Consider the following 25599-nt stretch of genomic DNA (forward strand, 5'->3'; position numbering starts at 1 on the left):
GTAGGATACTTTTTGGTTCTACAATCTCTACAGTGTGTTCTGCTATACAAGAAAATCTATCGGTGTATTACAAAAATTACAATCATCGTTAAAAAGGACAATCTGGTTTCTATCCATACTAGACTACCTTATATAAACTCATCTTTGATTCTGGTATGCCTGTATTGCTTTTTCAATACTTGTAATCATATATAACAAAAAACTTAACAAAATTGTAACTCCTAAAATAATATCTGAACTAGCAAAAATTAAATATATAAACTGCAAATTTATAACGATTAACAATCCCAATAAGCAGACGAATAGTGTGCTTCTCTCCATAATAGAGAGTGTTTTTCTTTGATATATATTTACTCCTACTAAAACCATGGTAATAGAACCTATAAAATTGATATAAAAACCTTCTTCATTTAGCAAAGAAATAGAAAGTACTGTTAGCATAAGAATTACAATTGGTAAGATTATATTAGGAAATAATCTTGCTACCATTGAGGTCTTTATAGAATTCGATTTTACCAATACAAGTCCCTTTAGCGTATCATATTCATATACTAGTACTAGTATATTAAGCAAGAGTATAAAAGTATTAACATATGGAGTTCCTGGCCACTGCTGTGATATGGTTACACTAATTATTCCTAAATTCATTGGGATTAAACCAATCAACCCTAGTAATGAAAAACGCTGTGTTAATACTAATACCCCAAAAATAACTTGCGATATTACAATTAAATATCCAAACCCTTCTAAGTCATATTCTGATAGTGTAGTAATCAAATCCGGAGGACCTATAAATTGCCCAAAACTACCTCCTGAGAGTTTACATAATCCTGATGAAAAAAAGGTAAACCCTAAAAAAAGGCGTATTAAAAGCGTTGTAAAATCTTTATTTGTCATAATAAGGTATTTTACAGTATGACGAGCAGACAATATAATTGTAACTCTTCTTACTAAAAAAATCAATAATCAATTAATTTACATCAACTTAAAACCATAACTTTAACACAATAGAATATTTCTTTTTAATTATATTTAGACACTCTAAACATACTGATCTATTAAGATTTAATTACCATCTGGGTCTGTCAATACCATACTTGCAGAACCTGTTGTTTTTTCACCTGCTTCTCTATCTAATCTAATATTTTCATCTTTCAAGCGACTTTGAATTTTTCTAACATCATTATATGATTCTAATGTACTAGTATTTTAATCTCACCCAAGGTCACATCTGATCATTACCCGAACCAAGGTAAATTATTTAAGATAAAATAGAGAGTATCACCCTAAGCAGTATGGAGTCTCTTTCACTAGTACACATCATATAAAAAGGTATAAGGTAGGATTAACAACAAGAAAGGTGAACCGAAGTGGCTGATTCCTTCTTTTTATGATCTTCATACAGAGTATGAGGTATTGATCTCTTTTTTTTATACATCATATCTCATAGATCATCTATAATCAACAGTATATCGTAAACTATGCACTACAGTATTTTTAAAATTAGAATATTTTTTTTCATAATCAGCATCATAGAACTTATGAGTATGCACTAAATCCACAATATCAGATGTAGCCATCTCTCGTACAACATCCACTGCCATTTTATGATTTTGGTTTCTATAACTAAGATCAGACTGTCCTGCTAATTGCTCTGTAGCAAAAAAAGCTTGATCTAATAAACTAATATTTACATCTATCTTCTCTAGATATACTTCTGGAACTATGGATACAATAGATAGTTTAGCATTATACAGTGATCGCAATGCTATTTTAATATGTCTATCATCCCATGCTATTTTATCAAAAGGATGTCTTACTAATTTTTTATTTTCCCTAATAGGTAATTGTTTCAGACGTTTTTTATATACTCTTTTCTTTCTCTTAGGTATTTTAATTCTTACAAAAACTTTAAAATATATATAACTTACTACTAAAAAAAATAGTAAAAAGAAAACACTTAACACCACTAATACAGGGTTTTCCTCCCAGCTATTAGACATCAAACGGGTATATAAGTATGATGACGTTATACTAAGTATTCCTATAAAAATAATCGGAAAAAAAAGATACGTTACACAAAATTTAAGTATCCCAGTCATCATATCATCAGAGAAAGCTCCTATAGCATATAGTACAGCGAAGATAATTATAAAAATAACTATCACACAAGATAAAAGAACACTAATCGAAAATAACTTAGCATTACCTGAAGCTTCTATCAGCGTACCTGTATCATGATTATATGCTATTGCGAGGCGATCCCCTACGGTATGCCCCCCAAAAGAAGAAGAGGGTATCTTTCTTATAATCTCTTTGGATAAGATATTGGTTTTTATAGTTAACTCTTTTTTATAAGACTCTTCTTCTTCATCTCCAGAGATTTTTATTAATTCTATATCAATTACCTCTCCCTCATAAATAGCGCCCGTTAATTGATCTTGTAACTTATCTATCCAAGTAGGCATTACAGCATATGGGTAGATTACCAATAGAAAAAATAAGATTAAGACATATATGTAATTACCAATTTTTGATGAAAAAAAAAATCCTATTTTATGTAATTTTTGATTAAGACCAATTGCTACTATGATGCAAAAAATAAGTATACTATAAAACATGTAGGTATGTATTAATGGTTTTCTTGTTCTGGAGTTGGTGGTACTGACTCCTCAATTTCCATATTATTTATACTACTCTCCTTGTTACTTCTTTTTTGTTCTTCTATTTTTTTAGAATTAAAATGTCTATAGATATCCAGATGTAATAACATTTTTATATCCTCTCCTTCAAACAAGTTATCCTCTACAATCTTATCCCACATTATCTGGATTTTTTTAAGTTTTTCTATAGGGGTTAATGATTTTATATTCTCTGATGTATTACGCAACTCTTCTCTCATCTTTTTATACAGTTGAGTAGTTGCTAAATCTATTTTTTTCTGAATCGAATCTTGCTTTATTATGGTTATTTTTTTATAAATACAATTTTCAAAAGCTATAATTTTATCTACAGTAATAGGTAACTCTTTTTCATAGATTTTTAGTATTTCATCCTCTTCAAATCCTTTAAACATCAATTGATATATATCGAGTGTCGGTACTAAGTATAGATTTTTATACGTAAGAGTAGATTTATCGTTTAGCAACTTCTTATCAATAAGAACATTTTCTAAGCTTTTTAGTCTACTACTCTTATACCCTAATGTCTCTTCTAAGCAGGTATATATTGGTGATTTATTTTCTTGCGCATAACTACTTAATGGCAGTAATACCATTAGCGTAATAATCAATAACATGCTTCCTTTTTTATGCATAACCAATATCCATTAAACTTTAATATTATTATAATTTATTTAATATTCGCTGAGTTATGATTAAACAAGTGTACCCCTTTATTACTTTGTTTTTCTACTTAATATTAGTATTTCTACTAATTCTATATAATCGATTTTCTATATTTTAAAAGAAAAACTAAATGCGATAACAACATTTTTTTTTAGTATACCTTTTAATACTATGTCCACTCATTATCCAAAAATATACTTTTTCAAGGCGTAATGAAAATCTTTAATTTTCTAAATTTCTGAAAAACTCTTATATAGAGCTTCGAAGGATTCTTTAGGTTAATTCATCCCCCTAATTTCTTTTCTTTTTTAAAGAGGGAGATTATTTTCTAATTCTTTAAGATACTTATCATTAGAATAATCCCAATCATTCTTCATATCCTCTGCAAATTGTTGGTATGTATAACTAGAGTCTTGTTTTTTAATTTTAGCTTCTAAATAATCCTTGTAATACTTAAATCCAAAACCGTAATAATAATTAACCAAAAAATCTATTTTTTTATTTAAAATAAATAAATCAGTAGTGACAGTTTTTTCACCCCCTATTTTGGTAGTGTAGTTCTGTTTTAACAAAAAAATAGTATTTCCTTTTTCCCAAACCCCATTAAAAAAGTCTTTATCTTTACTATAATACCTTGGTTTTCCGAATAGTTTCAAAATACTTTGGTACATTTTTTTTACCATTAATATCATCGTAGGTATTTAACCGCACAAATTGAACGGATTTAGAACTTTCATCTGTATAAAAATATAACCGTGTTGGACTATAATATTTATCCGAAAACTCTTCTATAAAGGTTACTTTATCAAAAACAAATAAGTTTTTATCCTCAGAATCATAAATAGTAAGGTTCTCAAATTTCATTTTATCTTTTTCAATTTTAAAACCTTTATTTTGCAATTGATCAAAATTAAATGGTAGCTTAACTTTCGCTAAATCAAATTTAGATTGTGAAGAACAAGATGTCATTATACTTATAGTTGATAGTAAGATTATATGTATTAGTTTCATTTTTTATGGTTGTATTAATTGAATTTCTGCTTTTCTACCAGAAATATCTTCTAGGTTTTTAATAATATCTATTGGGTCTTCCCAAAATGTTCTTCTTCTATTAAGGGTTTATGTCACCGATTTTAAAATTCCCAACTTCCCTTGTAGTAAAAGAAGTAAGGTATTCAGAAAACTCATTTTCTGTAGGTAAAAAATCAATTTGTTTCGTTAGACTCTTCAAACCTTTATCGAAGACTATATCCAATACATCTATCATGACTTCTTTCTGCTCAGTATTATCTGATGAAGTATTACTCTTTTTTTGAGACTGACAACTTGTGCTAAGTAATCCAATCCATAGTAACGGTATAAAAATCTGCATGGTAGTGGATTGCTGCATCTCTGTGTTTGACCTCTTTATATACTTCGCTGATTTTTTTTGTCATTGTGGTAGCTTCTTTTTGTTGTGCACAACTGCTTATACTTATTGCCAATAGGCAGATCATCAGTTTTTTCATTGGTTACTTATCGTTAAAATATATTTTTTTCATCCTTCTAGCGTCTTGTTTATCAATTACTCGGTACTTAAACTCAGTTTTACCCCCTAATTTCTTTTCTTTTTCTTTATTCATCTTGTTTGATCATTTTTTTATCAAAGGCAGTCAATTTATATTCTTTTACAATTTTAGAATTATTTTCAATCAATAATTTTTCTGCAGCTTTATTCAAATTTCTTTGGGCATGATAAAGCGCATTTTCCTTTTTCGTATTTACAAAATTAACATTTGCACCATGATCAATTAAATATTGAATAAAAAACAATTGTTTCTTTAAAGTTATTTCAGGGTTTAATCCTGTTTTTTGTAAAAAAACAGGATTAAACCTAATACTAGTTTTTATTAATTCTTTATTTAAATCACCCAGTCTAGACTGAAATTGTACGCTATACATAAGAGGTGACATATTATCTTTTTTTGAAACTAAATTTATGTTAGCTCCTTTAGATAAGAGAAATTTCAGCAACCCCAAATGGTTCCCTATTGTAGCCATATGAATCAAGGCCAATTCACTCTCTTTTGAGATCTGATTGATGTCAATTTTTTTATTTAGTAAAATGTTTATTACAGTTGTATCCTTCAATTTAACAAAAACTTCTTCTAAATGTACCCTAGATATCCAATTTTGATCTATCCATTGGATTAGTTGCTTTTCTTTTTCCGCATCACTTTTCGAAATATCTACTATTGTTGTATTATTTAAAGGATCATTAAGCAATATGTTTTGTGATAATTCTTTTTTTTGTGATACAGAAAACCTATTTAAAAATAAATTTTGAATATCAAAGTTGTTTTTGAGCACTGCATAATCTAATGCAGTATATCCATCATTATTTGCAATAGTATCACTCATTTTTTTGTCTAACAAATAAGATACAATTGCTTTGTTTCCATTTAATATAGCAGTATGTAGAGGTGTATCACCATCATTAGTATTTACATCTAGTAGTGCTCCATTATTTACTAGTTTTTTTACCAATTTTAGATCTTTGTTTTGAATAGCACAATGAAGTGCCGATAAGCCTAAGTGAGTTTCAATTACATTAAGATCTACTTTTTTCTCAAGCAATTTATCTATTAATATAGAGTTTTTATTGACTACAGCTATAATTAATGGTGAGATTTGATGATCATCTAATTGATTAATATATTTAGATTCTCTGATTAATTTTTGACTTATTTTATTAGCCTCCTGTATCATTGCAAAATGCAATAAAGTTCTATTATCTTCGAGTTTTATAGTGTCAACATCTATCTTAGAAAGCAAATCTTCAAACTCTTGTATGTTATCTCTATCAATTACCCTCATTATGTCATCAATTTTTATTGATTCGGGTTTAGAATTACAAGAAAGGATCAGATTAAAAAGAACACTAATTAATATATTTTTTTTCATGTCATCAAATTGTTAATTGTATAGTTTGATTCTACCTGTTAGCATGCCTTGGTGTGTATTATGATAATACTTATAATCTATTTAAATCGTAATCTAAAACTAAAACTGAATTCACCCTCAGAACCAAATATAACTCTACTCATCAAAAGAATCTTCTTTCAATTCTCCAGACATACTGCTTTTATAATGCTTACTAAATGGAGAGATACTAAAATACGTTTCTTTTTTAGTAGGTATAAAATCTTCATCTTTCCAGAAGGTTTCTCGTACTAATTGTTGCTCTTCGGTAGCCTCTGGTGTAGGGATCAAGCTTTTAAACAAGGGAGGTGGAAACCCCTCTGCTTTTCTACGCTTATAATCAGCCTCTCTAAACTCATCAAAAGCGCTGCCAGGAGGCAATGGACGGTTCTTATCCATATACCAAACATAAAATGACCAAGTTGCTTTAGGGCTTTCGGTAGTACTCATCATTAAATAATCGGTATCGTGCCATGGGCGCCAAGATCGTGTATCTATAAAAAACTGTAGCTCGGGTCCTGTATACGAGTATTTAGAGTGCATCATTGCCCTACGTGTAGCTCTGAGATGTGTAAATGGAATCGTAAAATAATCAATCAAATTGGCTTTGGGCATGGTTATTAAAGAATTAATGCGATCCAAAGTAATATAGGTTTGATCAGGAGCTATTTTATGTTTTTTCCATTGATTATAGGCTGGTATTAAAAAAGGAAGACCGATACAAATAACTATTATTAAATATATAGTATCCATAGTATCCTCTTCTAAAAGTTCGGAAATAGGAATAAATAAAGCAAAAAAAGCAAAAATACCCATATAAATATACATACCAGTTTTTGCTGTTTTTTTATGAGACGGCATCCATTCCTTAAGTATAGTTCCATTAAAAATGGGGTAATAAGTTTTACTTTTATCTCTTCTTTCTTTTGTAATTCCTAATGGGCTATCATAAATCACAAAAGGTAAAAACGGTTGATTTTTAAAACGTTTGGCGTGTTGATAATTATAATCTATATTGCTTGTTTCTTCCATTTCTTTTTGGTGGTTAGTTCTTGTAGGGTATCCCTATCAATTACCTTCATTACGTCATCAATTTTTATTGATTCGGGTTTAGAGTTACAAGAAAGTATCAGATTAAAAAGAACACTAATTACTATATTTTTTTCATGTCATCAAATTGTTAATTGTGTAGTTTGATTCTACCTGTTAGCATGCCTTGGTGTGTATTATGATAATACTTATAATCTATTTAAATCGTAATCTAAAACTAAAACTGAATTCACCCTCAGAACCAAATATAACTCTACTCATCAAAAGAATCTTCTTTCAATTCTCCAGACATACTGCTTTTATAATGCTTACTAAATGGAGAGATACTAAAATACGTTTCTTTTTTAGTAGGTATAAAATCTTCATCTTTCCAGAAGGTTTCTCGTACTAATTGTTGCTCTGCGGTAGCCTCTGGTGTAGGGATCAAACTTTTAAACAAGGGAGGTGGAAACCCCTCTGCTTTTCTACGCTTATAATCAGCCTCTCTAAACTCATCAAAAGCGCTGCCAGGAGGCAATGGACGGTTCTTATCCATATACCAAACATAAAATGACCAATTGATTTTGGGCTCTTTAGGCGGGTGACTCATAGTCAAGTAGTCCTCATCATGCCAAGGACGCCAAGGGCGAGTATCTATAAAAAACTGTAATTGTGGTCCTGTATATGAGTATTTAGAGTGCATCATTGCCCTACGTGTAGCTCTGAGATGTGTAAATGGGATGGTAAATTTATCTATCCTGTTCGCTTTGGGCATCGTTATTAAAGAGTTGATACGGTCAAAAGTGATATAGGTTTGATCAGGGGCTAATTTGTACTTTTTCCAGTTTTTATAAGCTGGGATTAAAAATGGAAGACCAATACAAAAAACTATTATTAAATAAATAGTATCCATAGTGTCTTCTTCCAAAAGCTCCCAAATAGGTATTAATAAAGAGAAAAAAGCAAAAATTCCTATATATATATATATCCCATCTTTTGCAGTCCCTTTATGAGAGATTTTTGCCAGTTTGATCTTTTTGTCATCAAGAAGTAGATCGGTAAACAATTTTTTTCGTTCCTCTTTTTCTTTTGGCACTTTTTTGGGTTGCAGGTATATGACAAAAGGTAAAAACCTACCTAGTTTAAAACGTTTGGCGTGTTGATAATCATAATCTATATGGGTTACTTCCTCCATTTCTTTTTGGTTGTTAGTTCTTGTTCTGTTCCTACAAATACTCGGTCATTAATCCCATCCATGACTATGATACGTTCTAAAACTATAATTGGTAGAGTAAACAATACAATAGAAAAAAGGCTTTTCAAAAACCACATATTACTTTGCTGTTTTTTTCTTTTTTTTGCGCGATAATAAACTATAATGTGCTTCTTCTTCTGTTGTCATATAGTCTTTATCTTTCCAGAAGGTTTCTCGTACTAATTGTTGCTCTTCGGTAGCCTCTGGTGTAGGGATCAAACTTTTAAACAAGGGAGGTGGAAACCCCTCTGCTTTTCTACGCTTATAATCAGCCTCTCTAAACTCATCAAAAGCACTGCCAGGGGGCAATGGACGGTTCTTATCCATATACCAAACATAAAATGACCAAGTTGCTTTAGGGCTTTCGGTAGTACTCATCATTAAATAATCGGTATCGTGCCATGGGCGCCAAGATCGTGTATCTATAAAAAACTGTAGCTCGGGTCCTGTATACGAGTATTTAGAGTGCATCATTGCCCTACGTGTAGCTCTGAGATGTGTAAATGGAATCGTAAAATAATCAATCAAATTGGCTTTGGGCATGGTTATTAAAGAATTAATGCGATCCAAAGTAATATAGGTTTGATCGGGAGCTATTTTATGTTTTTTCCATTGATTATAGGCTGGTATTAAAAAGGGGAAACCTATAAATAAATAAATAAATAAATATTGTACTTCCATGATTTTTCCATTTCTAATGCTGGTCACTATAGGTAAAAAGAATATGAAAAATATTGATATACTCATATATATATATATACCAGTTTTTGCTGTTTTTTTATGAGACGGCATCCATTCCTTAAGTATAGTTCCATTAAAAATGGGGTAATAGGTTTTACTTTTATCTCTTTTTTCTTTTGTAATTCCTAATGGGCTATCATAAATCACAAAAGGTAAAAACGGTTGATTTTTAAAACGTTTGGCGTGTTGATAATTATAATCTATATGGGTTACTTCCTCCATTTCTTTTTGGTTGTTAGTTCTTGTTCTGTTCCTACAAATACTCTATCATTAATCCCATCGGTATGGTAAAATCCAGACATATAATCCATTCGTATTGCAGGAAACATACCCGCAAGGTAGCGTTTTTTTCCGTTTCGTTCTAATGGAAAATGCTGTGTGTCAGAAATTGTAATACTATTTACTATTAAGAATATTCCTTTTTCAGAAAAATCTATATCAGTAACATTTATCGTTATGGTTGCTGTGGGTGGTTGATCTTGTTTAACAGGGTTAATAGCTACATTTTTTACTACACATTTAGTAATATCTTGGTAATTGCTACTTCCTAAGCCGTCGGGTAAGTATAGTATTTTATTATCAAGGATTTCTGTGTCAGTAAGGTATCCGCCAAAGCTAATAGTTGCTTTAACTTCTTTAATTTTATAATCGGATAAGGTAGTGATACTTTTATCAGAATAACTACCTACCCTTAATGTTTCTCCTACTTGGGTTTCTTTAGTAACTTTAAGCTTCATCCTGCCACTAACCAGAATATCCATTAAATCTTCATATTGTTTGCTAAGGTCTACCCAATCGGTAAATCCTGTTTTGTGCATAGCTTGCCGGGTTTCTGGTTGTGCATGTTGGTTAATCTGCGCGATATAATCCCCCTTAAACGATACTGCATCCCAAAATATATTTGAAGAAGGGATTTCTCCAAAAATTCCATTCTTGGCAATACGCTCTATCGGGGAGTCCTCTAGATAGGCGGCATAAAACCCAACACAAAGCCCTACAATCAATAGCCCCCAACCCACAGGGTTCCAACCTAAGGCAGCTCCGCCAGATAATAACATCCCTGCCAAACCTAAGGCAGCAGAAGCCGTATACGCTACCGCAGCATCGTAATCCCGCTCCCAATAGTTAAGACCCGCCTCTGCTGTGTCTATTAATACTCCTGCATATCCTACTCCAGTAGCGATTTTACTCGTAGTTCCTTTAAAAGCTCTTAATACATCAGCATCCATAACTGTTACCTTCATTTTTAAGTATTTTACATTACGCACCCCCACATAGGCATCGGCTATAGCGGTTAAAAATTTAGAGATAGTTAAACCAAATTGGTAATCATTATCAGATTTTCTTAGTGCTGCTGTTGCAAGGGCTAGGTTGATAAAACTAAGGTTTCTAAGGAGTTTAGTCCAGAACGGGCTTGCCTGAAAATCTCGTATACCGCTTAGGGTATCATTATGAATTGCCTGCTCGAAAGAGGTCGTAAACGCAATTTGCTTGGCTTGCATGATGTCATCTAAATTATTCAAAAATCTTTTTTGAGCTTTTTTAAATGCTTTAAGAGATTTTTTATTAATGTTCATAGACTTTCTTACAAAACTTGTTCTACCAAGATCTGATTTTATAAATTCTTTCCCCAAAGTGGTTACAGTAAAAGAAGTCTTTTGTACTATCCCTTTAATTTTGATACGGGTACTATTCATTGTTTTTTTCCATACCTTCAATATTTCATCACCATCTTCTACAATACCCCGAGTTACATCCATTAATGCATTGGTAATACCCATAAATTTAAGGTAGTTGGCGTTTCCTTCTATCTCTTCTATAATGGTTGGTTCATTAAATATTTTGCCAATGGTATTTTTTCCTTCCAAAAGTTTTTTAATAAAATCTTTTCCTTCTTTAGTATTAGAAACCCATTCTCTAGCTTCTTCTTTGGTTTCTAGAAAACTATCTTTAAAATTGGCAGGCTGCCAAAGATCAGCCAATAATTTTGCTTTAGTGTACTTAGATAATGTAATGCGGTCGGTAGTGTTCTCTAAATAATCATTTTCAATTTTTGCATAATAATCACTATCTGCATAATCAATAAAAATTTCTCGAGCTTTTTTTATTTTTCTCTTAAGATCTAATCTTTCTTTGGTAGCTAACACTATATTTAGTCGATCAGCATCAATTTCTTCTCCTATTTTATCAATATTGTCTTCGCTAGCAAATGCAACAGATCTTAAATTTACACCAATATTGTATAGCGCTTCTATTTGTTTAAAGTCTTTAGGTTTTTGTAATGTTTTTGGGTCTTTTCCATTACGCAATGATTTTTCGACATCTGATACACTAATTCCTGTTTTCATAGAAATCATAGTTGCATCCATTTTATTCCACAGATATTTTAAATAATTAGAAAACTCTTCTAATATCCCTACTGGATCATGTAAACATAGGGTTGCGTCTAGTTTATAGCCTTGTGTATTATTAGCCTCATCTGCACAAGCAATTTTATAATTTTGCCCAACCACATTAAAATCTATTTGCCCTTCTGGGATAAATATAGTACTGTTTTTCATTATACTCCAGGGTGCGGCATCGATCTGAGACTGGTTATTAACATGTTTGGTCAGATCGTATTTTTGCATGCGTCTTTCTCGCGGTGTACTATCCTCTCGCATGGTTTTAAAATAATTAGCACTCCATTGCACCTCTGAGTAGGCAAACCATAGGATATCATCGGGTTCGGCTACGTATTGATCGATCTGTGTTGCCCCAGATTGTGGTTCTCTTATATCTTTTTCTTTAAGCGATTTATCAATTTCTGTTAGGCATCCTCCTATGCCTACTTGCCACTCACTCCATCCCTGAGTATCGGCTTGGTTAATCACATATAAAAACCCAGATCTAAGCCCAGTACCTGCATATACATAGTTACTTAGTTCTTCTACCTCTGGTGCGCACTCGGGAGTAGCGAGGGGCATAAAACTATCTTTATCTACCCCTTCTAACATCAATGGGGCATACTTAGAGGTACGATTAATCAATGCGATACGTAGCAGATTCATACGTATACCTGGTTTGATGACCTGCAATGGTGGGCTTTCTATACTGGTTACTCCTTTGCCCTCTGCAATAAAGGTGCATTGGTATAAGATGTCATTATATTGCCCTTCTTTTTTTTGTTCTGTTGTTTCTGCCATAATCTATGAGCATTGATTTTGTTGTGATGTGTCTTCTGTTTCCCAAACGACTTCTACCTGCTTATCCTGTACTGTACCAGACAGGCTTACTGTTCTGGGATTGCCCCCTTGTTCTTGTGGAGGCAGATTGAGTGTAAAGGTTACTGTTTCTCCATCATCAAAGTTGATTACATCAGCTCTTAGGGTAACCTGGGTGATTACTGATGATTTTCTGGTTATCTTTTCTTCTTTTACCCATTGTAGGTTATAGATTCGTGGTTCTTCTTCTTGCTGCTCTCTAAGCGCGTTTTGATTGGCTTCTGCTTCTTTGGTATTGCCTAATACTCTATTTATTATAGAAATTTCTGGAAAAGGAATTCTGTTTACAGATAGGGTTACGGGAGTCATTGGTTCTGATACAAAGCCATATATGATATTGGGCTCTCCTTGCGAGATTATTCCTCCGTGTGCAGTCATATCTCCTACTGATACAGCAGGTTTTCCGTTATGAAAAATAGCGGGATGACCTTGTGCAATCATGTCTGGGGGCCCTATACAGGTACACATATCTCCTTGTACGGCTGCGGGTTTGTTATTATGTAAAATATTGGGTGCCCCAGGACCAGTAATAGGGCCTCCTACATGGGGTACTGTGCCCGAACACATGGGGCAGGTGTGCATAGATCCTACGGTTGCTGCTTGACCTGGCATAGATTTTTCTTTTTTTTATTACTATTTATTGTTTGATAAAAGGGGTAAAGGCTAGTTCTACATATAATCTGTTTTGCCTGATGCTCCTTGTATGGTGGTCATTTGCCCTTGTACTTTAGTTTGCTGTCCTTTTAGCTTTGCTTCGGATTGCCCTTCTACGACTGTGTTTACTCCTTTTATAGTAGTATCACTTCTTGCCTCTACAGTTACTGAGGCATCACTAGTTATGGTAGTATCTCCTGTGGCTTGCATTGTTGCTGCTCCTTTTGATAATACTAAGGTATCACCCTCTGATGCAGTTTTGATTTCTCTTTTTGCTTGGATATCGACATTTTCTTCGGCGATCATTTTTATATTCTTAGCATTAAAAGTCATCGTCTCCAATGCTGTAATATTCATATTATTATTAACCGTATCGATAAGAATAGTATTTCCATTAGTATCCATAATCGTAATACTTTCGCCCCCTTTAGTATCATTAAACTCTAGGGTATGCCCAGATCTCGTTTTTATAATTTTTATATCATTCATCTCGGTAGCAAACCCCGATGGGTTAGCAGTACCAGAATATAAAGCTCCTAGTATAAAAGGGCTTTCTGCATTCCTGTTTTCGAACCCTACCATTACCTGCTCTTTTTTTTCTGGTAAGAAATGGAAGCCTTTCTCTGAGCCCCCATGAGGAGTGATCATACGCAACCAAGGAGTCATCGTACCCATCGCTTTTTGCCATGGAAATTGTACTCGGATTCTTCCTAAATTCTCTGGATCTGCATTATCCATCACCGTAGCTACCGTAGTATCACTCTGTGGGTATCGATTAAGATCCATATGTGGATAGGTATCGAAGCTGGCTTCTACCGCTGTAAACTCATTATGATACACCCCATGCTCTGTATTGGTATGAGTAATACCAATAATTCTATACCTACCATAACCCTGTACTCTTATCAATGCTCCTAGGGCAACACTAGGGTTATCACTAACCCCTCTAGCGATCACCTGTTTCATCGCTCTAGCGATAGTATGCTGTTCTACTTGGGTATCTAACCTAGATTTTTGGTTGCTATCAGTGTATAGGCTATGTGATGCCTGCGTAGGCTTATGATACAGCGTTTTAGATCTATTATCCATAAAACCATGATACCCCTCTGATGGGATATTGATTTCTTTACTACTCTTTTGGTGTAGCTCATCAGTAAGATAATCACTACTGATATACGTAGTAGCATTAGCTACCGTATCGAGCTCTATACTAAAATCCTGTAGATCTACCCCATAACTCAGTTCAGTTTCTTCAGTACTAGGACTACCAAATATCAATTGCTTACCATTATAGTAAAACCACTCATTATGATATGCCGCTAATCGACTAGCGTAGCTAAAAGCACTTTGGTTATGCTGTACAGAATAGTGTATCGTTTCTGAAGATCGAGGAGCAAAACTAGTTTCTAATTTCCCCACATCATATCCCTGAAAAGTGCGCTCTAAGATCTCAGATAAATTTACATCACTATATGATGTAAAATGAGCACCATTATCGGCTAGTATACTACTACTCTTAGCATGTAACTTTATCAGATTACCCTTTTGCTGATCAGATCCCTTGATCGCACGTACCTTTGTAACCACTCCTTTAAACTCTAATTCTTTATACCCCCCATAATTACCAAGTGCTTGGATCTGTACTGTAATGATCCCGCCTAGATACTCTTTACTTGCACCTACGAGCTCATCACTTAGTTGCTCGATTACATCAGCTCTACATACGAGCTCTAAATCATGATGCGCATCTAGTTGCTGTTCTATTTTTAAACTAAGATAAGAATGTAAAGGAGTAGATGATAAATAAATAGATGTAGTAGTCTGGAGAGCCATAGTGGTTTTTTAGGTTTAGATAATTACTTTTTTTTTATTAGTTTCCCGAAATAATAGCATCAAAAATAGGCTTTTATATCGGTTTTAACAACCTTAATTTTACAGGGGAAAATCCCCCTGTTTTAGAATTATTTAATAATAAAAAGAACCTAAACAGTATTCGCTATAACAGTAAAATAAAACATGTAATAACCTATTAATCAAACACATCCACACATTATATCATTTACTTAAACACCATAAAAACAACTATTTCATATTTCCTAATTTATTTTTTATTTTTTTCAATTCTTCTAGTTTCATACTTCTCCCTCCTTATCACTAGTACGATTAACACATCAATTAACAACGGGTAAACATGATTACTATTTTGCTTTTTTTTAGTCTGTGAGTGCTTTGAGTATTATAAATTCTATCAAAACATTAGCACCCAACCTACAATCCAATATATGCTACTTATCATTCCAATCCATCCACATCCACTACTTGTCATTCTAGCATAGGCATAGGGTAAATAATAGCCAACTTATAACATCAAAAAAAAACTATATTAATAGGTACGAATGAAAAAACAAATCAATAAATTTGATATATACAGAAGAAAAAAAAACCTAACCAACTACTAATCAGCATTAAAATTTAATACTAGTATAAACTACACAAAAAAAAAGAATCATGAAAACTACTGCAAAAAGCACTAACCATACTTCTTATACATCCAATACCCATAGCCCCCCTTTTTTTAACAAAAAGAAAGAGAAAAACTCTTTTTTTAATTCTAAAAACAATACCAACAGCTTTTTTACAAATTCTTCTTCAACCAATACGCCACTGATCCAAAGACAGGAGAGTATACCACAAAGTGATGCTTTTAAACCATATCCAAAAAAAATAGAAGACGGTTTAAAGAAAAAAGAACAATGGGCATATACAGAGGCAGCAAAATGGGATATGAGATATAATCAGGTTTCTTTTAAAAAAATGGATAAACTAGAGGCCCATGATAATAAAACATTTAACTCCTATCATTTTCAAAGAGTTGTTGATTTTTATATAAAAAATGCAAAAAAAGAAAAAAAAGGAAATAAAGGCGAAACCGAACGCGCATGGAAACAATGCTCTCCTGCGATGTATTATGCAATGAATAAATTATATAATTGGTCCGGAAGAGATAAAATAAAATCAGGGTATGTGGTAGATTATAAGGATAAAAAAACAGGAAAAATCAGTAAAGGAATCGTTACCCTAATGAAAGAAAAAAATCTTATCGGAGCTAAAAAACGATTTGTAGCCGTAGATGAAGATGGCAAAGCAGGGCACTATTCTAATAAAAAAGTAGTTAAAATGAATGAAAGTGTAGCCGGATGGGCTAAAAAACAAACCACGATGAATGGAGTAGGGATTTTTCTTGTCTCTGTAATAGGAGGATATCATTCTATAACGCTTATTGCAGATAGAAGAGGTAAAAGTGTCTCATATAGACTCCTAGACCAGCATGGAAACTCTAGCATGGGAGCATCCTCTTCTTTTGACAGAACCATCAAACACACCAAAAAAGAAATAGACACCTATTTTGTACGTATGGCGAGTAGCTGGGGTAGCATAAAAAAGAATTATAGCTTTAATGTATTCGAACTCAAAAGAGATTAGTTATGAACAAAATAATATGCCTTATTTTTTTACTGCTATACAGCTCTTGCATCGACCATAAGCAGCGTAAAAACAAAAAAAATGTACAAACGCCACCCCTTAAGTTCGAAAAAATAAACAACGTCTTATTTAGAGACCCTAAAACACTAATATTTTATTATAATGAGTATGATGTCTGCCATAAAAAAGAACTATACCAATCTAAACAAAAACTCCAATGTATAAAAGATCAAAACAATATCTGTATAACAGATATTGATGTAAACTCTTTTATAGCAACAACTACATTCTGGGTCGATAAAAAATATATCTTTTTTATTAATGATAACCCAACTACTATCCAAATAGAAACCATCCATATTGACTCATCAATTACTGGATATTATTATGAAAACTCAATGTATCGGATTAGAAAAAATAATCTAGAATATTTTGGACAAAAATGGTTAAGCGATACCGTTATAACCTGTAAAAATAACCCCATTCTAAAAAATATTAATTCAGACGAATTTAAAGTAGTATATATTGAAGAAGATCATGACTGCTCTATAAACACCTATGGAATATATAAAGATAATTTTATGTTTCATGGATGTTGGTTAGATTTAGATAAAATTTCCAAAGGATTAAAAGAAAAACTAATTTTGGCTAAACAAAATCAAAGTTTTGCAAAAAAAATTAAAATTTAAAACCCGAATTATAACCCCATACTCATCATTCTAGCACAACCTACAATCCAATACATACTTATCATTCCAACCCTTTCACATCCTCTACCTGTCACTCCTGTATAGGCTACAACCCATGACTTAATAATTATAAACACCTATAAGTCAATAAAATACACAACATCTGACTATAAATTTCAGATCTCGACTCCGAGGGCATACAGTCATAACCCCACCAATAACGAACAACAGAAAACTAAAAACCTAACATCTAAGTCCTAAAAAAAAGTTCAAAAAAAATTCAACTATTTTTTCTCAGTTTCAAAAAATGAAACTGGGATGTTCTATACTTGCCCCATAATTAACACCAATTCAATTTAGAAATCATATGCACTATACTAGAATCGCCCTTTATATAATCAAGATAACATATAGCATCATAGCCATAGTTACCGCATTATTCTTTAACACCTAATCGATACACAAAAACACACCAATCAACTCTATTTTATACTCATAACCATACAAATATGATCCTATACATCATCTCCCCAAAAAAGACTACTATCTATGAAGAGGATTTCATACGACACAATGAAGAACCTGCACTAAACCTAAAAGGACTACTATTAAATGTAACAGAATTTATACCCGACGACAAAGAACCCATACCTAACATAAAAGAATCTATACCCGATCAGAAGGAACCCGTACCTAACATAAAAGAATGCATACCCGACCAGAAGGAACCCGTACCTAACATAAAAGAATGCATACCCGACCAGAAGGAACCCATACCTAACATAAAAGAATGCATACCCGACCAGAAGGAACCCGTACCCGACGAGAAGGAACCCATACTACACAATAACATTTAGTAACGCTTTACTAAAGCACAACAATCACTGTAGTAGTATTTATGATAGTAAAGTAATCTCTTAATTACTATTTAGAAATAAAACTGATACCCAATACTACTACACTTAATAATGTAAAAATTAAATTTATATATATGACTAATTCAAAAAACTCAGAAGCAGGGATATTAGAGCAATATCGTATCGCATTAGAAAATGTTAAAAACCAATCAGAGATTGCCGCAGAAATGGCAGAACTCAGCTACGATGCTAATAAAATTGCAGAAGGAGAACAATTACTACTACAAACCCGTAATGCCTATAATTCTAATAAAAAAGAAGATGATGAAACCACAATAGCATCTGCAACTTTTAAACAAGAAAAAGAAACGCTAGACAAACAATACAAGCAACATCGCAAAAAATCAAAAGCTATATTGCGCAAAAATCCAGAAGCCTTAAAAAAACTAGAAATACATACTAGAATACCATACGGATATGTAAACTGGATAGAAATGATACGTACATTCTATACTAATATAGATCAAGATATCTTACAACAACTAGCATTACTAAAAGTAACTGCCGAGGATATCGACACAGGAAAACTACAAATAGAAAAAGTAGAAAAAGCTCGAGCAGAATACATCAAAGAAGCAGGAGAATCACAGGATGCGACACAGCAAAAAGATCTTGCATTTTCTAAAATGGATGATTGGATGAGAGATTTCTATGCCATAGCAACTATAGCACTAGAGGATAAACCACAATTGATGGAAGTTCTAGGTAGAAAAAGAAAAAGCTAATACCAGTAGACAACATCACCTCACTGACAGATAATGTTAGTGAGGTTTTTTCCTACCCCCTACTATCATACACTACTATATTATAAATGTAATCTAAAAAGAGATAAAAAAATAAGTTAGATTTGTAATCAATATACGCAACGTAGTATAAAACGTAAATCAACAACCTCGGAGCAAACTCACGAGGTATGTTTTTGAAAAAAAAATATTTTGATGTCTAAGCAAACCTCGTGGAATTAAACCTTCAATGAGGAATTAAAAAAACAAGAATATGGGCTGGGATATAAGCTATCATCCAATATCAGAAAATCAAATAAAGGAATGGTATTTTGATGTATTAGATAATCAAAATCTAATCGAAAAATTAACGACTGAAAACAAAATTGAAGAGTTCTACAAAGAAAAATATGCAGAAACTATAAAAATTGGATTAGAAACAAAAATCGATGATATATTTGATAAAAGTCACGGATATAATATTGCAATAGTACAAGGCTTTTTTCAACAATTTTTCTATACCAGAGGCGCTGCCCTTTCATTTTCAGAAAATCCATCACTACAGCAGTATTTTAAAAAATGGAATGAAATAGTCCCAAATGAAAAATTAACTAAAAATGTCAATAATCAAATTATTGAAAACTATTGTTCGGGTGTCTATATTCCAAAAAACAAAGTCATCGAATTAATAAATGACTATGCAGATAATCCTGAAATTAAAAAAGAATTAGATAACTTATTTTCACATCATAGAATTGATGTATTTTTAAAAGCACTAACTTTTGCAAAAGACAATGAATTAGGTTTATTAGAAGCTACAGAAGTTATAGAACCTAATCCAATAGATTTAAATAGTTCCTCTTGTTATTCTAACCTGTTTAATTGTGACCCAGAAGGTGCAATACTATACCAACAAACGGCCATGAAGCAAATCGCCGAAATTGAAAAAAAGAAAAACCTAAAAGAAGGAGAAATAGTATCAAACGCAGAATATCAAGTAACCAATATTGCAACCAATAAGAAAAAAGAAAAAAAAGGGTTTTGGAAAAAACTATTCAGAAAATAAACCACTATAAATATGAAAACCCATAGTTTTAAATAAAAGAATTTCATTCTTTTTCTACCACAAGATTATCATTCCTACATAAGCAAGACCCCATTCTTATAACTAGTATTATAGATTCCACATCAAGTTAGGAATGACAAACCTGTAAAAATGTATCGCACCTAAAATAACTGCAATAAAATTGAAGAATTTTAACCTTTAACTAGATAATAAATAGTACCGCTAGATATCAATAGCTACTTTAAAAAACCAAAAATGAATTATAAACATACCTAAAAAAAGCTTAATTTCATTTAAAGTGCTGTTTAAAACAAATTACAATGGATTCTTAACCTCTACTACATACAACATTCTATTATATCATAAACATAATCAAGAAAAACAATAAAAAATAGGTTAAATTTATAGAAATTACACTACTATTAACCACCATATAACCAAACCAAAATGAAAGATTTTTTTTTACTCCTACTACTTCTTACAACCTTTTCTTGTAAAAATACCTCTAAACCAGAAAATAAGAATACAACCCCAAAAGAAACTATACATACAGAAAATCATACTCACTACGATGACTCTAATACCCCCTCAGAAAACTATTTAAAGTTTCAAGTAAATGATAAAGAAATAAAAGAAGTTAGTTATAATTTTAGCAGTACAGGAACTAAAGATATTGGGTTAAAGAGTAAATTTAATTTCGAGATACCCCAAGATGTTTTTGATGATAAAATTCATGAAATCTATTTTAGTGCACTAAAAAACTCTTTACCTCATAAACTACAGGTAGGCAGTTATAGTATAGAAGGGATTGAAAATGATCAAAGTGTCCTTAAAAAAGACGATAAATTTTATTGTATGAAAGCATTAAGCTTAAGTACTTATCAAAAAATGGTAGAAACATATGGAAAAATGAGCGAAGAAGATTTTCTAAAAGTTATACATTTTGATTTTATTGTATTGCCTGATGATAACAATAAATTTAATATCCAGTCTATAAAAAAAATACCAGGAACTAAAGAATTCATAGAAATTTCTGACGGAAAAGGTATGACCAGAAATACGTTTTTGATACAAGGAAACATTCAGCTAAAATTAATGAAAATATCCTCTAAAAAAGAATTTATAATTAATACTCAATTCCGATCCAACTATGAATATACCTACTCCGATTTTTAATAGATGCTAATACTTATAGTATAAGTATATCTAAAAAGTTTTACCTTATTAAGACCTATAGCCTTCTAATGCAATTATGAGGGTTCTCTCCTACCTATTATCATACTCTAATATGGCGTAAACTTAATCTCAAAAAAAGAGTAAACCACCTCGGAACAAACATACAAGGCATTTGTTAAAAAAATAGTTTTGGTATCGAGGCAAGCCTCAGAACATTAAAATCTCACTTAATCAGTAAAAAATAAGTTAGATTTGTAAAAAAATAGAATCGGTATTGCTATACTCATATCTGTATAGTCGTATAAAGTATACTGTAAATGAGCCTCAACAATTCAATCCTATCAGAAATCTTTAAAGACGTCTCTTTCTCACAGAAAGAAATAAACCTTATCGAAAGTAATATCGAAAAATTGAGTTTAAAAAAAGGAAGCACCCTACTAAAAGCAGAAGAGATAGTTAACAATCAATATTATGTCTATGAAGGATGTTTAAGAACTTATTTTATTGACAAATCTGGTAAAGAACACACCCTACAATTCGCGATCAATGATTGGTGGATAAGTGACTATACAGCCTTCTTTACTACAACCAAAGCCATAATGAATATAGAAACTATTCAGGATGCAACTCTATATAAAATTTCTAGAAAAAGTATGGAAGATTTGTTTTGCAAAATACCACAATTAGAAACTTTTTCTAGAAAAAAAATGGAAAGAGCTTTTGTAAGCTTCCAAAAGAGAATATTAGCCAGTTTAACACAATCAGCCAAAGAAAGATACGTTTCTTTTATACATACCTACCCTAATATCGAAAAGAATATAAAAAACTATCATATCGCTTCTTATCTAGGGATTACAACAGAAAGCCTAAGTAGAATTAGAAAAGAACTAACGAATAATTAGGTTTATTACCATACATCAATTTCTACCCCCTTTTTTCATTATAATTTTGTCACTCCCAAACAATCAATTCATTCTCTAATGAAACGAATAACAATAATGATAATCAGTATAGTTTTATGTTTCTCTTGTAGTAAAAACACAAAAGAAAGTAATCCTATCAAGCAAAAAATAAGCACTAACACCAAAAAAAATATCGCAATGAAAAAAGTATTATTTGTAGTAACAAGCCATGAAGACTTAGGAAATACAGGACACAAAACTGGTTTTTGGGTTGAAGAATTTGCAACTCCTTATTATATCTTAAAAGATAAAGGAATTAAAATCACTATAGCATCACCAAAAGGAGGACAACCACCAATTGACCCAAAAAGTAATGAAGCCGATTTTCAAACCCCTGCAACAGTAAGATTTAATGACGATAAAGAAACCCAAGAAATCTTATCTAAATCAGTAAAATTAGAAACTGTAAACCAAGCAGATTATGATGCTATATTTTATCCCGGAGGACACGGACCATTATGGGATTTAGCAGAAGATAAAAATTCAATCGCCTTAATAGAAGGTTTTTATAAAAATAATAAACCTGTTGCTGCTGTTTGTCATGCTCCAGCTATTTTTAAACACACCAAAAACACCGATGGAACACCCCTAGTTAATGGAAAAAAAGTAACCGGATTTACCAACGGAGAAGAAGAAGCTGTTCAATTGACTTCTATTGTTCCCTTTTTGGTAGAAGATATGCTAAAAAGTAACGGTGGTATCTACTCTAAAAAAGCAGATTGGAATCCTTATGCTGTAGAAGATGGTCTATTAATAACCGGACAAAACCCTGCCTCTTCTGAATTAGTTGCCGAACTTTTATTAGAAAAATTGAACTAAAAAACATTCATAATCATATAGTGAAGATATAAAATAAGCTTGGAAAGCAACTCTAAAGAAAAATTTACGGATTTGTAAAGCAAACTGGGAGTAATATTAACAACAATATTACATAAAAAAGCGACTTTGATACTATCAAAGTCGCTTTTTTATATATTTACTGAAGTTGCTACCTAATATTTAAGACAATTTCTGTGACAACAAACTAAAAAAAATTGAACCATGAAAATAGAATTTGAAATTGACGACAAAGAAACAATTCTTTTGCTCGATGTAATAAAAAGATTCATGGGGCAAACTGGAGACCCTAATGTGCTTAAAACGCTTTCAAAAATTGTAACTGAAATAGAATCAGACCTAAAAACCGGAGACGAAACCTTTAAAAGAGTAAGATATAGACTTTCTCCATATACAAATGGTAATAAGATATTTCCTGAATCTACTATGAAAATTTATCTAGGAATCAATGAAAATTTTATAACAAGACCAGGAGGGTTAGAAGAACAAGCTAGTCTTGTTCTAAAAAATCTTGTAAAGAAATATAAACCTGAGTATGACCTTAGAAAATTAAAGAAAATTCCCTTGACTGAAATAAAAAAGTGTAAAAAAATTGCAGATGTAGTTTCACTAATACAGAGTAAGTATGAAAAATTATGATGCAATACTACTCCTATTTTATTTTTGTACATCACTAAGTGCTTACTCCCAAAATATTAGCATCACCATAGGAGAATCTACTACTAATAAATTAACCAAAAATAAGTCAGCGCAGGTTTTAGCAACATTTCCTAAAAATGATACACTTGATAACAGTTGGCTTGTTAATGGATATTTAGAACTAAAATTAGATAGTATCGGAACATCAAATTATAGTATTGGAATACTAAATGAGATTCATAAAAATACTCTTATCTCTAAAGAACAAGATAATAGACAGTTCGGAGTTTCCTTAGAAAAAGATTTTTTGATTAAAAAGAAAACAATCAACTATGACGGAAAAACAGAGCAAGCTACCAAAGCAAGGTTTATCACAAATGCAACATTCAAACATTCTTATAATGTACTAAAAAAAGAAAAATCCTTTATTGCTAATCTGGGTACTTCATTTTCACTCGAGCGAAGTAAGAACCTGAGGTTTTTACAAACCAATACTCGTTTAATAAATATAAACAAAGGCTTTGGAAAAATTCTTACGGTTACACATAACCATAATTTTGGAATTAGCTACTTAGGTGGTTATGATAATGTTTTACTCGGAGATGCCTCTTTTAGTATTAAATTACTGCCTCTTAGTGGATTAATGAACCAAATTAAACAACCTGATTTTTTTCAGGTACAGTATCATATTAATGTAAGAACAGAAATTCTTGGAAATACAGAAAAAGATTTAAATACGCTTCATACCTTATCAGCCGGTATTCAGTACAAAATCGATAAGAAATCCTCTGTAGGTATTTCATATGGATTCCAAAAAGGAGCAAATCCATATACTGCGCTTGAAGATCAAGAATTTGAAACGATATCTGCTAGATTAAGGTTAGTACTTGAATAAAAACGAATGGTAACACCCCTACACAATAAAACAACCCCCGAGGAAAACCGCACTAACAGGTTTTCTATACAAATAATACATCAGCCTACTCTACTTCTATATATCTATATATGAGGCAAACAATACCCCTAGATTAAATCAAAAAAGAATACTAAAAACTACCCCCAAAAGAAACTAACATTAATATAAGAAAGAGCTAACCGATAGTACTTTTAGTAATTTTTAAAATACCTTTTACTTGCCCATTAGGCAAAAAGAAAATTTCTTAGTTTTGTATAAATATAACACCTAGCCTTGTAAATTCTATTGACCTAATAACTTATCTTCGTTAGTACTGCATAAACGATTTTAAGTAATGGTACTAAGATTATCTTTAGTACGATGCATCTATAACATAAAAAATGAAATTGTGAAAAATGAAATCAATACTATTTGGATTGACTTAAATGAAGAACTTTACAAGTTTATTTTAGGAAAAATAAAAGATGAACAAATAGCAAAAGACATTCATCAAGAAGTTTTTTTAAAAATTCAGACCAAAATACATCAACTAAAACACACTTCGAAACTCACATCTTGGGTATATCAAATCGCTAGAAATACAATTCTAGATTACTTCAGAAAAGCAAACCATAAAAATACCTCCATAGATGATATAGACATTCCTGAAACCGAAATTGAAAATTTCGATTATTCAAAACTTAGTAATTGTATCAATCAAAAAATAGAAAACCTATCTTCTCAGCATAAAGAAGCAATTGTTCTAACTTCTTTTCATAATTATTCCCAAAAAGAATTAGCAGAGCATTTAAAAATATCTTACTCAGGGACTAAATCAAGAGTTCAAAAAGCTAGAGAAATTCTAAGAGAAAATATTTTAGATTGTCCTAATACTGAATCAGATGACTCAGGGAAATTACTAGGTTTCGAAAATACTTAACATTTACTACGTCTTTTTATAGA

25 protein-coding genes and 1 pseudogene are annotated in these 25599 nt (G+C 31.7%); 10 read left to right on the forward strand and 16 right to left on the reverse strand.

The genetic code is table 11. The features are described from left to right. Window positions 1–138: 138 nt before the first annotated feature. The 15 genes and pseudogenes from N456_RS17955 to N456_RS18015 form a co-directional block, all read right to left on the reverse strand. Window positions 139–897, reverse strand: a complete 759-nt coding sequence (locus N456_RS17955; RefSeq protein ID WP_062060183.1) for a DoxX family membrane protein — start codon at window positions 895–897, stop codon at window positions 139–141. A gap of 168 nt (window positions 898–1065) precedes the next feature. Next, window positions 1066–1182: pseudogene (locus N456_RS25440) on the reverse strand (VOC family protein); the annotation flags it as partial. A 269-nt stretch (window positions 1183–1451) separates the two neighbouring features. Further along, the gene (locus N456_RS17960; RefSeq protein ID WP_062060184.1) at window positions 1452–2621 is read right to left on the reverse strand and encodes a hypothetical protein; all 1170 of its coding nucleotides are present in this window, start codon (window positions 2619–2621) and stop codon (window positions 1452–1454) included. Window positions 2622–2632: 11 nt separating this feature from the next. Further along, window positions 2633–3298: a hypothetical protein gene (locus N456_RS17965; protein WP_148639370.1), complete on the reverse strand. Its 666-nt coding sequence runs from the start codon at window positions 3296–3298 to the stop codon at window positions 2633–2635. A gap of 357 nt (window positions 3299–3655) precedes the next feature. Further along, complete coding sequence (locus N456_RS17970; RefSeq protein ID WP_158447928.1) at window positions 3656–4003, reverse strand: hypothetical protein; 348 nt, start codon at window positions 4001–4003, stop codon at window positions 3656–3658. Next, window positions 3972–4358, reverse strand: a complete 387-nt coding sequence (locus N456_RS17975) for a hypothetical protein (RefSeq protein WP_148639372.1) — start codon at window positions 4356–4358, stop codon at window positions 3972–3974. Before N456_RS17975 ends, N456_RS17970 begins: the two co-directional genes overlap by 32 nt. Window positions 4359–4678: 320 nt before the next feature. Further along, window positions 4679–4855 (reverse strand): hypothetical protein, encoded by a 177-nt coding sequence (locus N456_RS24610; protein WP_158447929.1) that lies wholly within the window; start codon window positions 4853–4855, stop codon window positions 4679–4681. 106 nt (window positions 4856–4961) lie between these two features. Continuing rightward, entirely contained in the window at window positions 4962–6290 is a 1329-nt protein-coding gene (locus tag N456_RS17985; RefSeq protein ID WP_062060192.1) for an ankyrin repeat domain-containing protein, read from the reverse strand. Between the two features lie 135 nt (window positions 6291–6425). After that, entirely contained in the window at window positions 6426–7340 is a 915-nt protein-coding gene (locus N456_RS17990; RefSeq protein WP_062060193.1) for a hypothetical protein, read from the reverse strand. 271 nt (window positions 7341–7611) lie between these two features. Further along, the gene (locus tag N456_RS17995; protein WP_062060195.1) at window positions 7612–8532 is read right to left on the reverse strand and encodes a hypothetical protein; all 921 of its coding nucleotides are present in this window, start codon (window positions 8530–8532) and stop codon (window positions 7612–7614) included. Beyond that, a complete protein-coding gene (locus N456_RS24615; protein WP_205410285.1) occupies window positions 8520–8660 on the reverse strand; it encodes a hypothetical protein in 141 nt (46 codons plus the stop codon). The genes N456_RS17995 and N456_RS24615 overlap by 13 nt, the downstream gene beginning before the upstream one ends. Window positions 8661–8670: 10 nt before the next feature. Continuing rightward, a complete protein-coding gene (locus N456_RS18000) occupies window positions 8671–9555 on the reverse strand; it encodes a hypothetical protein (protein WP_062060196.1) in 885 nt (294 codons plus the stop codon). Beyond that, window positions 9543–12518, reverse strand: coding sequence for a toxin VasX (locus N456_RS18005; protein ID WP_062060198.1), 2976 nt, complete (start codon window positions 12516–12518; stop codon window positions 9543–9545). The genes N456_RS18000 and N456_RS18005 overlap by 13 nt, the downstream gene beginning before the upstream one ends. Window positions 12519–12521: 3 nt before the next feature. Next, window positions 12522–13208 carry a PAAR domain-containing protein gene (locus N456_RS25260; protein ID WP_082422584.1) on the reverse strand — a complete coding sequence of 229 codons (687 nt, stop codon included), beginning with the start codon at window positions 13206–13208 and terminating at the stop codon, window positions 12522–12524. Window positions 13209–13265: 57 nt separating this feature from the next. Next, window positions 13266–15083: a type VI secretion system Vgr family protein gene (locus tag N456_RS18015; RefSeq protein WP_062060200.1), complete on the reverse strand. Its 1818-nt coding sequence runs from the start codon at window positions 15081–15083 to the stop codon at window positions 13266–13268. Between the two features lie 675 nt (window positions 15084–15758). Here N456_RS18015 and N456_RS18020 point away from each other — a divergent pair. Both N456_RS18020 and N456_RS18025 read left to right on the forward strand, forming a co-directional pair. Continuing rightward, complete coding sequence (locus tag N456_RS18020; protein ID WP_062060202.1) at window positions 15759–16733, forward strand: hypothetical protein; 975 nt, start codon at window positions 15759–15761, stop codon at window positions 16731–16733. A 2-nt stretch (window positions 16734–16735) separates the two neighbouring features. Further along, window positions 16736–17422, forward strand: a complete 687-nt coding sequence (locus N456_RS18025) for a hypothetical protein (protein WP_062060203.1) — start codon at window positions 16736–16738, stop codon at window positions 17420–17422. An 8-nt stretch (window positions 17423–17430) separates the two neighbouring features. On the opposite strand, the gene N456_RS25190 is transcribed toward N456_RS18025, so the two are convergent. Beyond that, on the reverse strand, window positions 17431–17559 hold the full coding sequence (locus tag N456_RS25190; protein WP_262482854.1) for a hypothetical protein: 129 nt from the start codon (window positions 17557–17559) through the stop codon (window positions 17431–17433). An 854-nt stretch (window positions 17560–18413) separates the two neighbouring features. Between N456_RS25190 and N456_RS18035 the strand changes: the two genes are divergently transcribed. The 8 genes from N456_RS18035 (at window position 18414) to N456_RS18070 (ending at window position 25576) form a co-directional block, all read left to right on the forward strand. Continuing rightward, the gene (locus tag N456_RS18035; RefSeq protein WP_062060207.1) at window positions 18414–19064 is read left to right on the forward strand and encodes a PQLLE family protein; all 651 of its coding nucleotides are present in this window, start codon (window positions 18414–18416) and stop codon (window positions 19062–19064) included. 271 nt (window positions 19065–19335) lie between these two features. Next, window positions 19336–20127: a hypothetical protein gene (locus tag N456_RS18040; protein ID WP_062060208.1), complete on the forward strand. Its 792-nt coding sequence runs from the start codon at window positions 19336–19338 to the stop codon at window positions 20125–20127. A 447-nt stretch (window positions 20128–20574) separates the two neighbouring features. After that, entirely contained in the window at window positions 20575–21303 is a 729-nt protein-coding gene (locus tag N456_RS18045; RefSeq protein WP_062060210.1) for a hypothetical protein, read from the forward strand. A gap of 317 nt (window positions 21304–21620) precedes the next feature. Further along, window positions 21621–22205, forward strand: a complete 585-nt coding sequence (locus N456_RS18050; protein WP_062060212.1) for a Crp/Fnr family transcriptional regulator — start codon at window positions 21621–21623, stop codon at window positions 22203–22205. A 78-nt stretch (window positions 22206–22283) separates the two neighbouring features. Beyond that, window positions 22284–23084 carry a type 1 glutamine amidotransferase domain-containing protein gene (locus tag N456_RS18055; protein ID WP_062060214.1) on the forward strand — a complete coding sequence of 267 codons (801 nt, stop codon included), beginning with the start codon at window positions 22284–22286 and terminating at the stop codon, window positions 23082–23084. Window positions 23085–23306: 222 nt separating this feature from the next. Then, entirely contained in the window at window positions 23307–23741 is a 435-nt protein-coding gene (locus N456_RS18060; RefSeq protein ID WP_062060216.1) for a hypothetical protein, read from the forward strand. Continuing rightward, window positions 23728–24636 carry a hypothetical protein gene (locus N456_RS18065; RefSeq protein WP_062060217.1) on the forward strand — a complete coding sequence of 303 codons (909 nt, stop codon included), beginning with the start codon at window positions 23728–23730 and terminating at the stop codon, window positions 24634–24636. Before N456_RS18060 ends, N456_RS18065 begins: the two co-directional genes overlap by 14 nt. A 409-nt stretch (window positions 24637–25045) precedes the next feature. Further along, window positions 25046–25576 (forward strand): sigma-70 family RNA polymerase sigma factor, encoded by a 531-nt coding sequence (locus N456_RS18070; RefSeq protein WP_062060602.1) that lies wholly within the window; start codon window positions 25046–25048, stop codon window positions 25574–25576. Window positions 25577–25599: the final 23 nt, after the last annotated feature.

The organism is Aquimarina longa SW024, from assembly GCF_001401755.1.
GTDB classification, from domain to species: Bacteria; Bacteroidota; Bacteroidia; order Flavobacteriales; family Flavobacteriaceae; genus Aquimarina; species Aquimarina longa.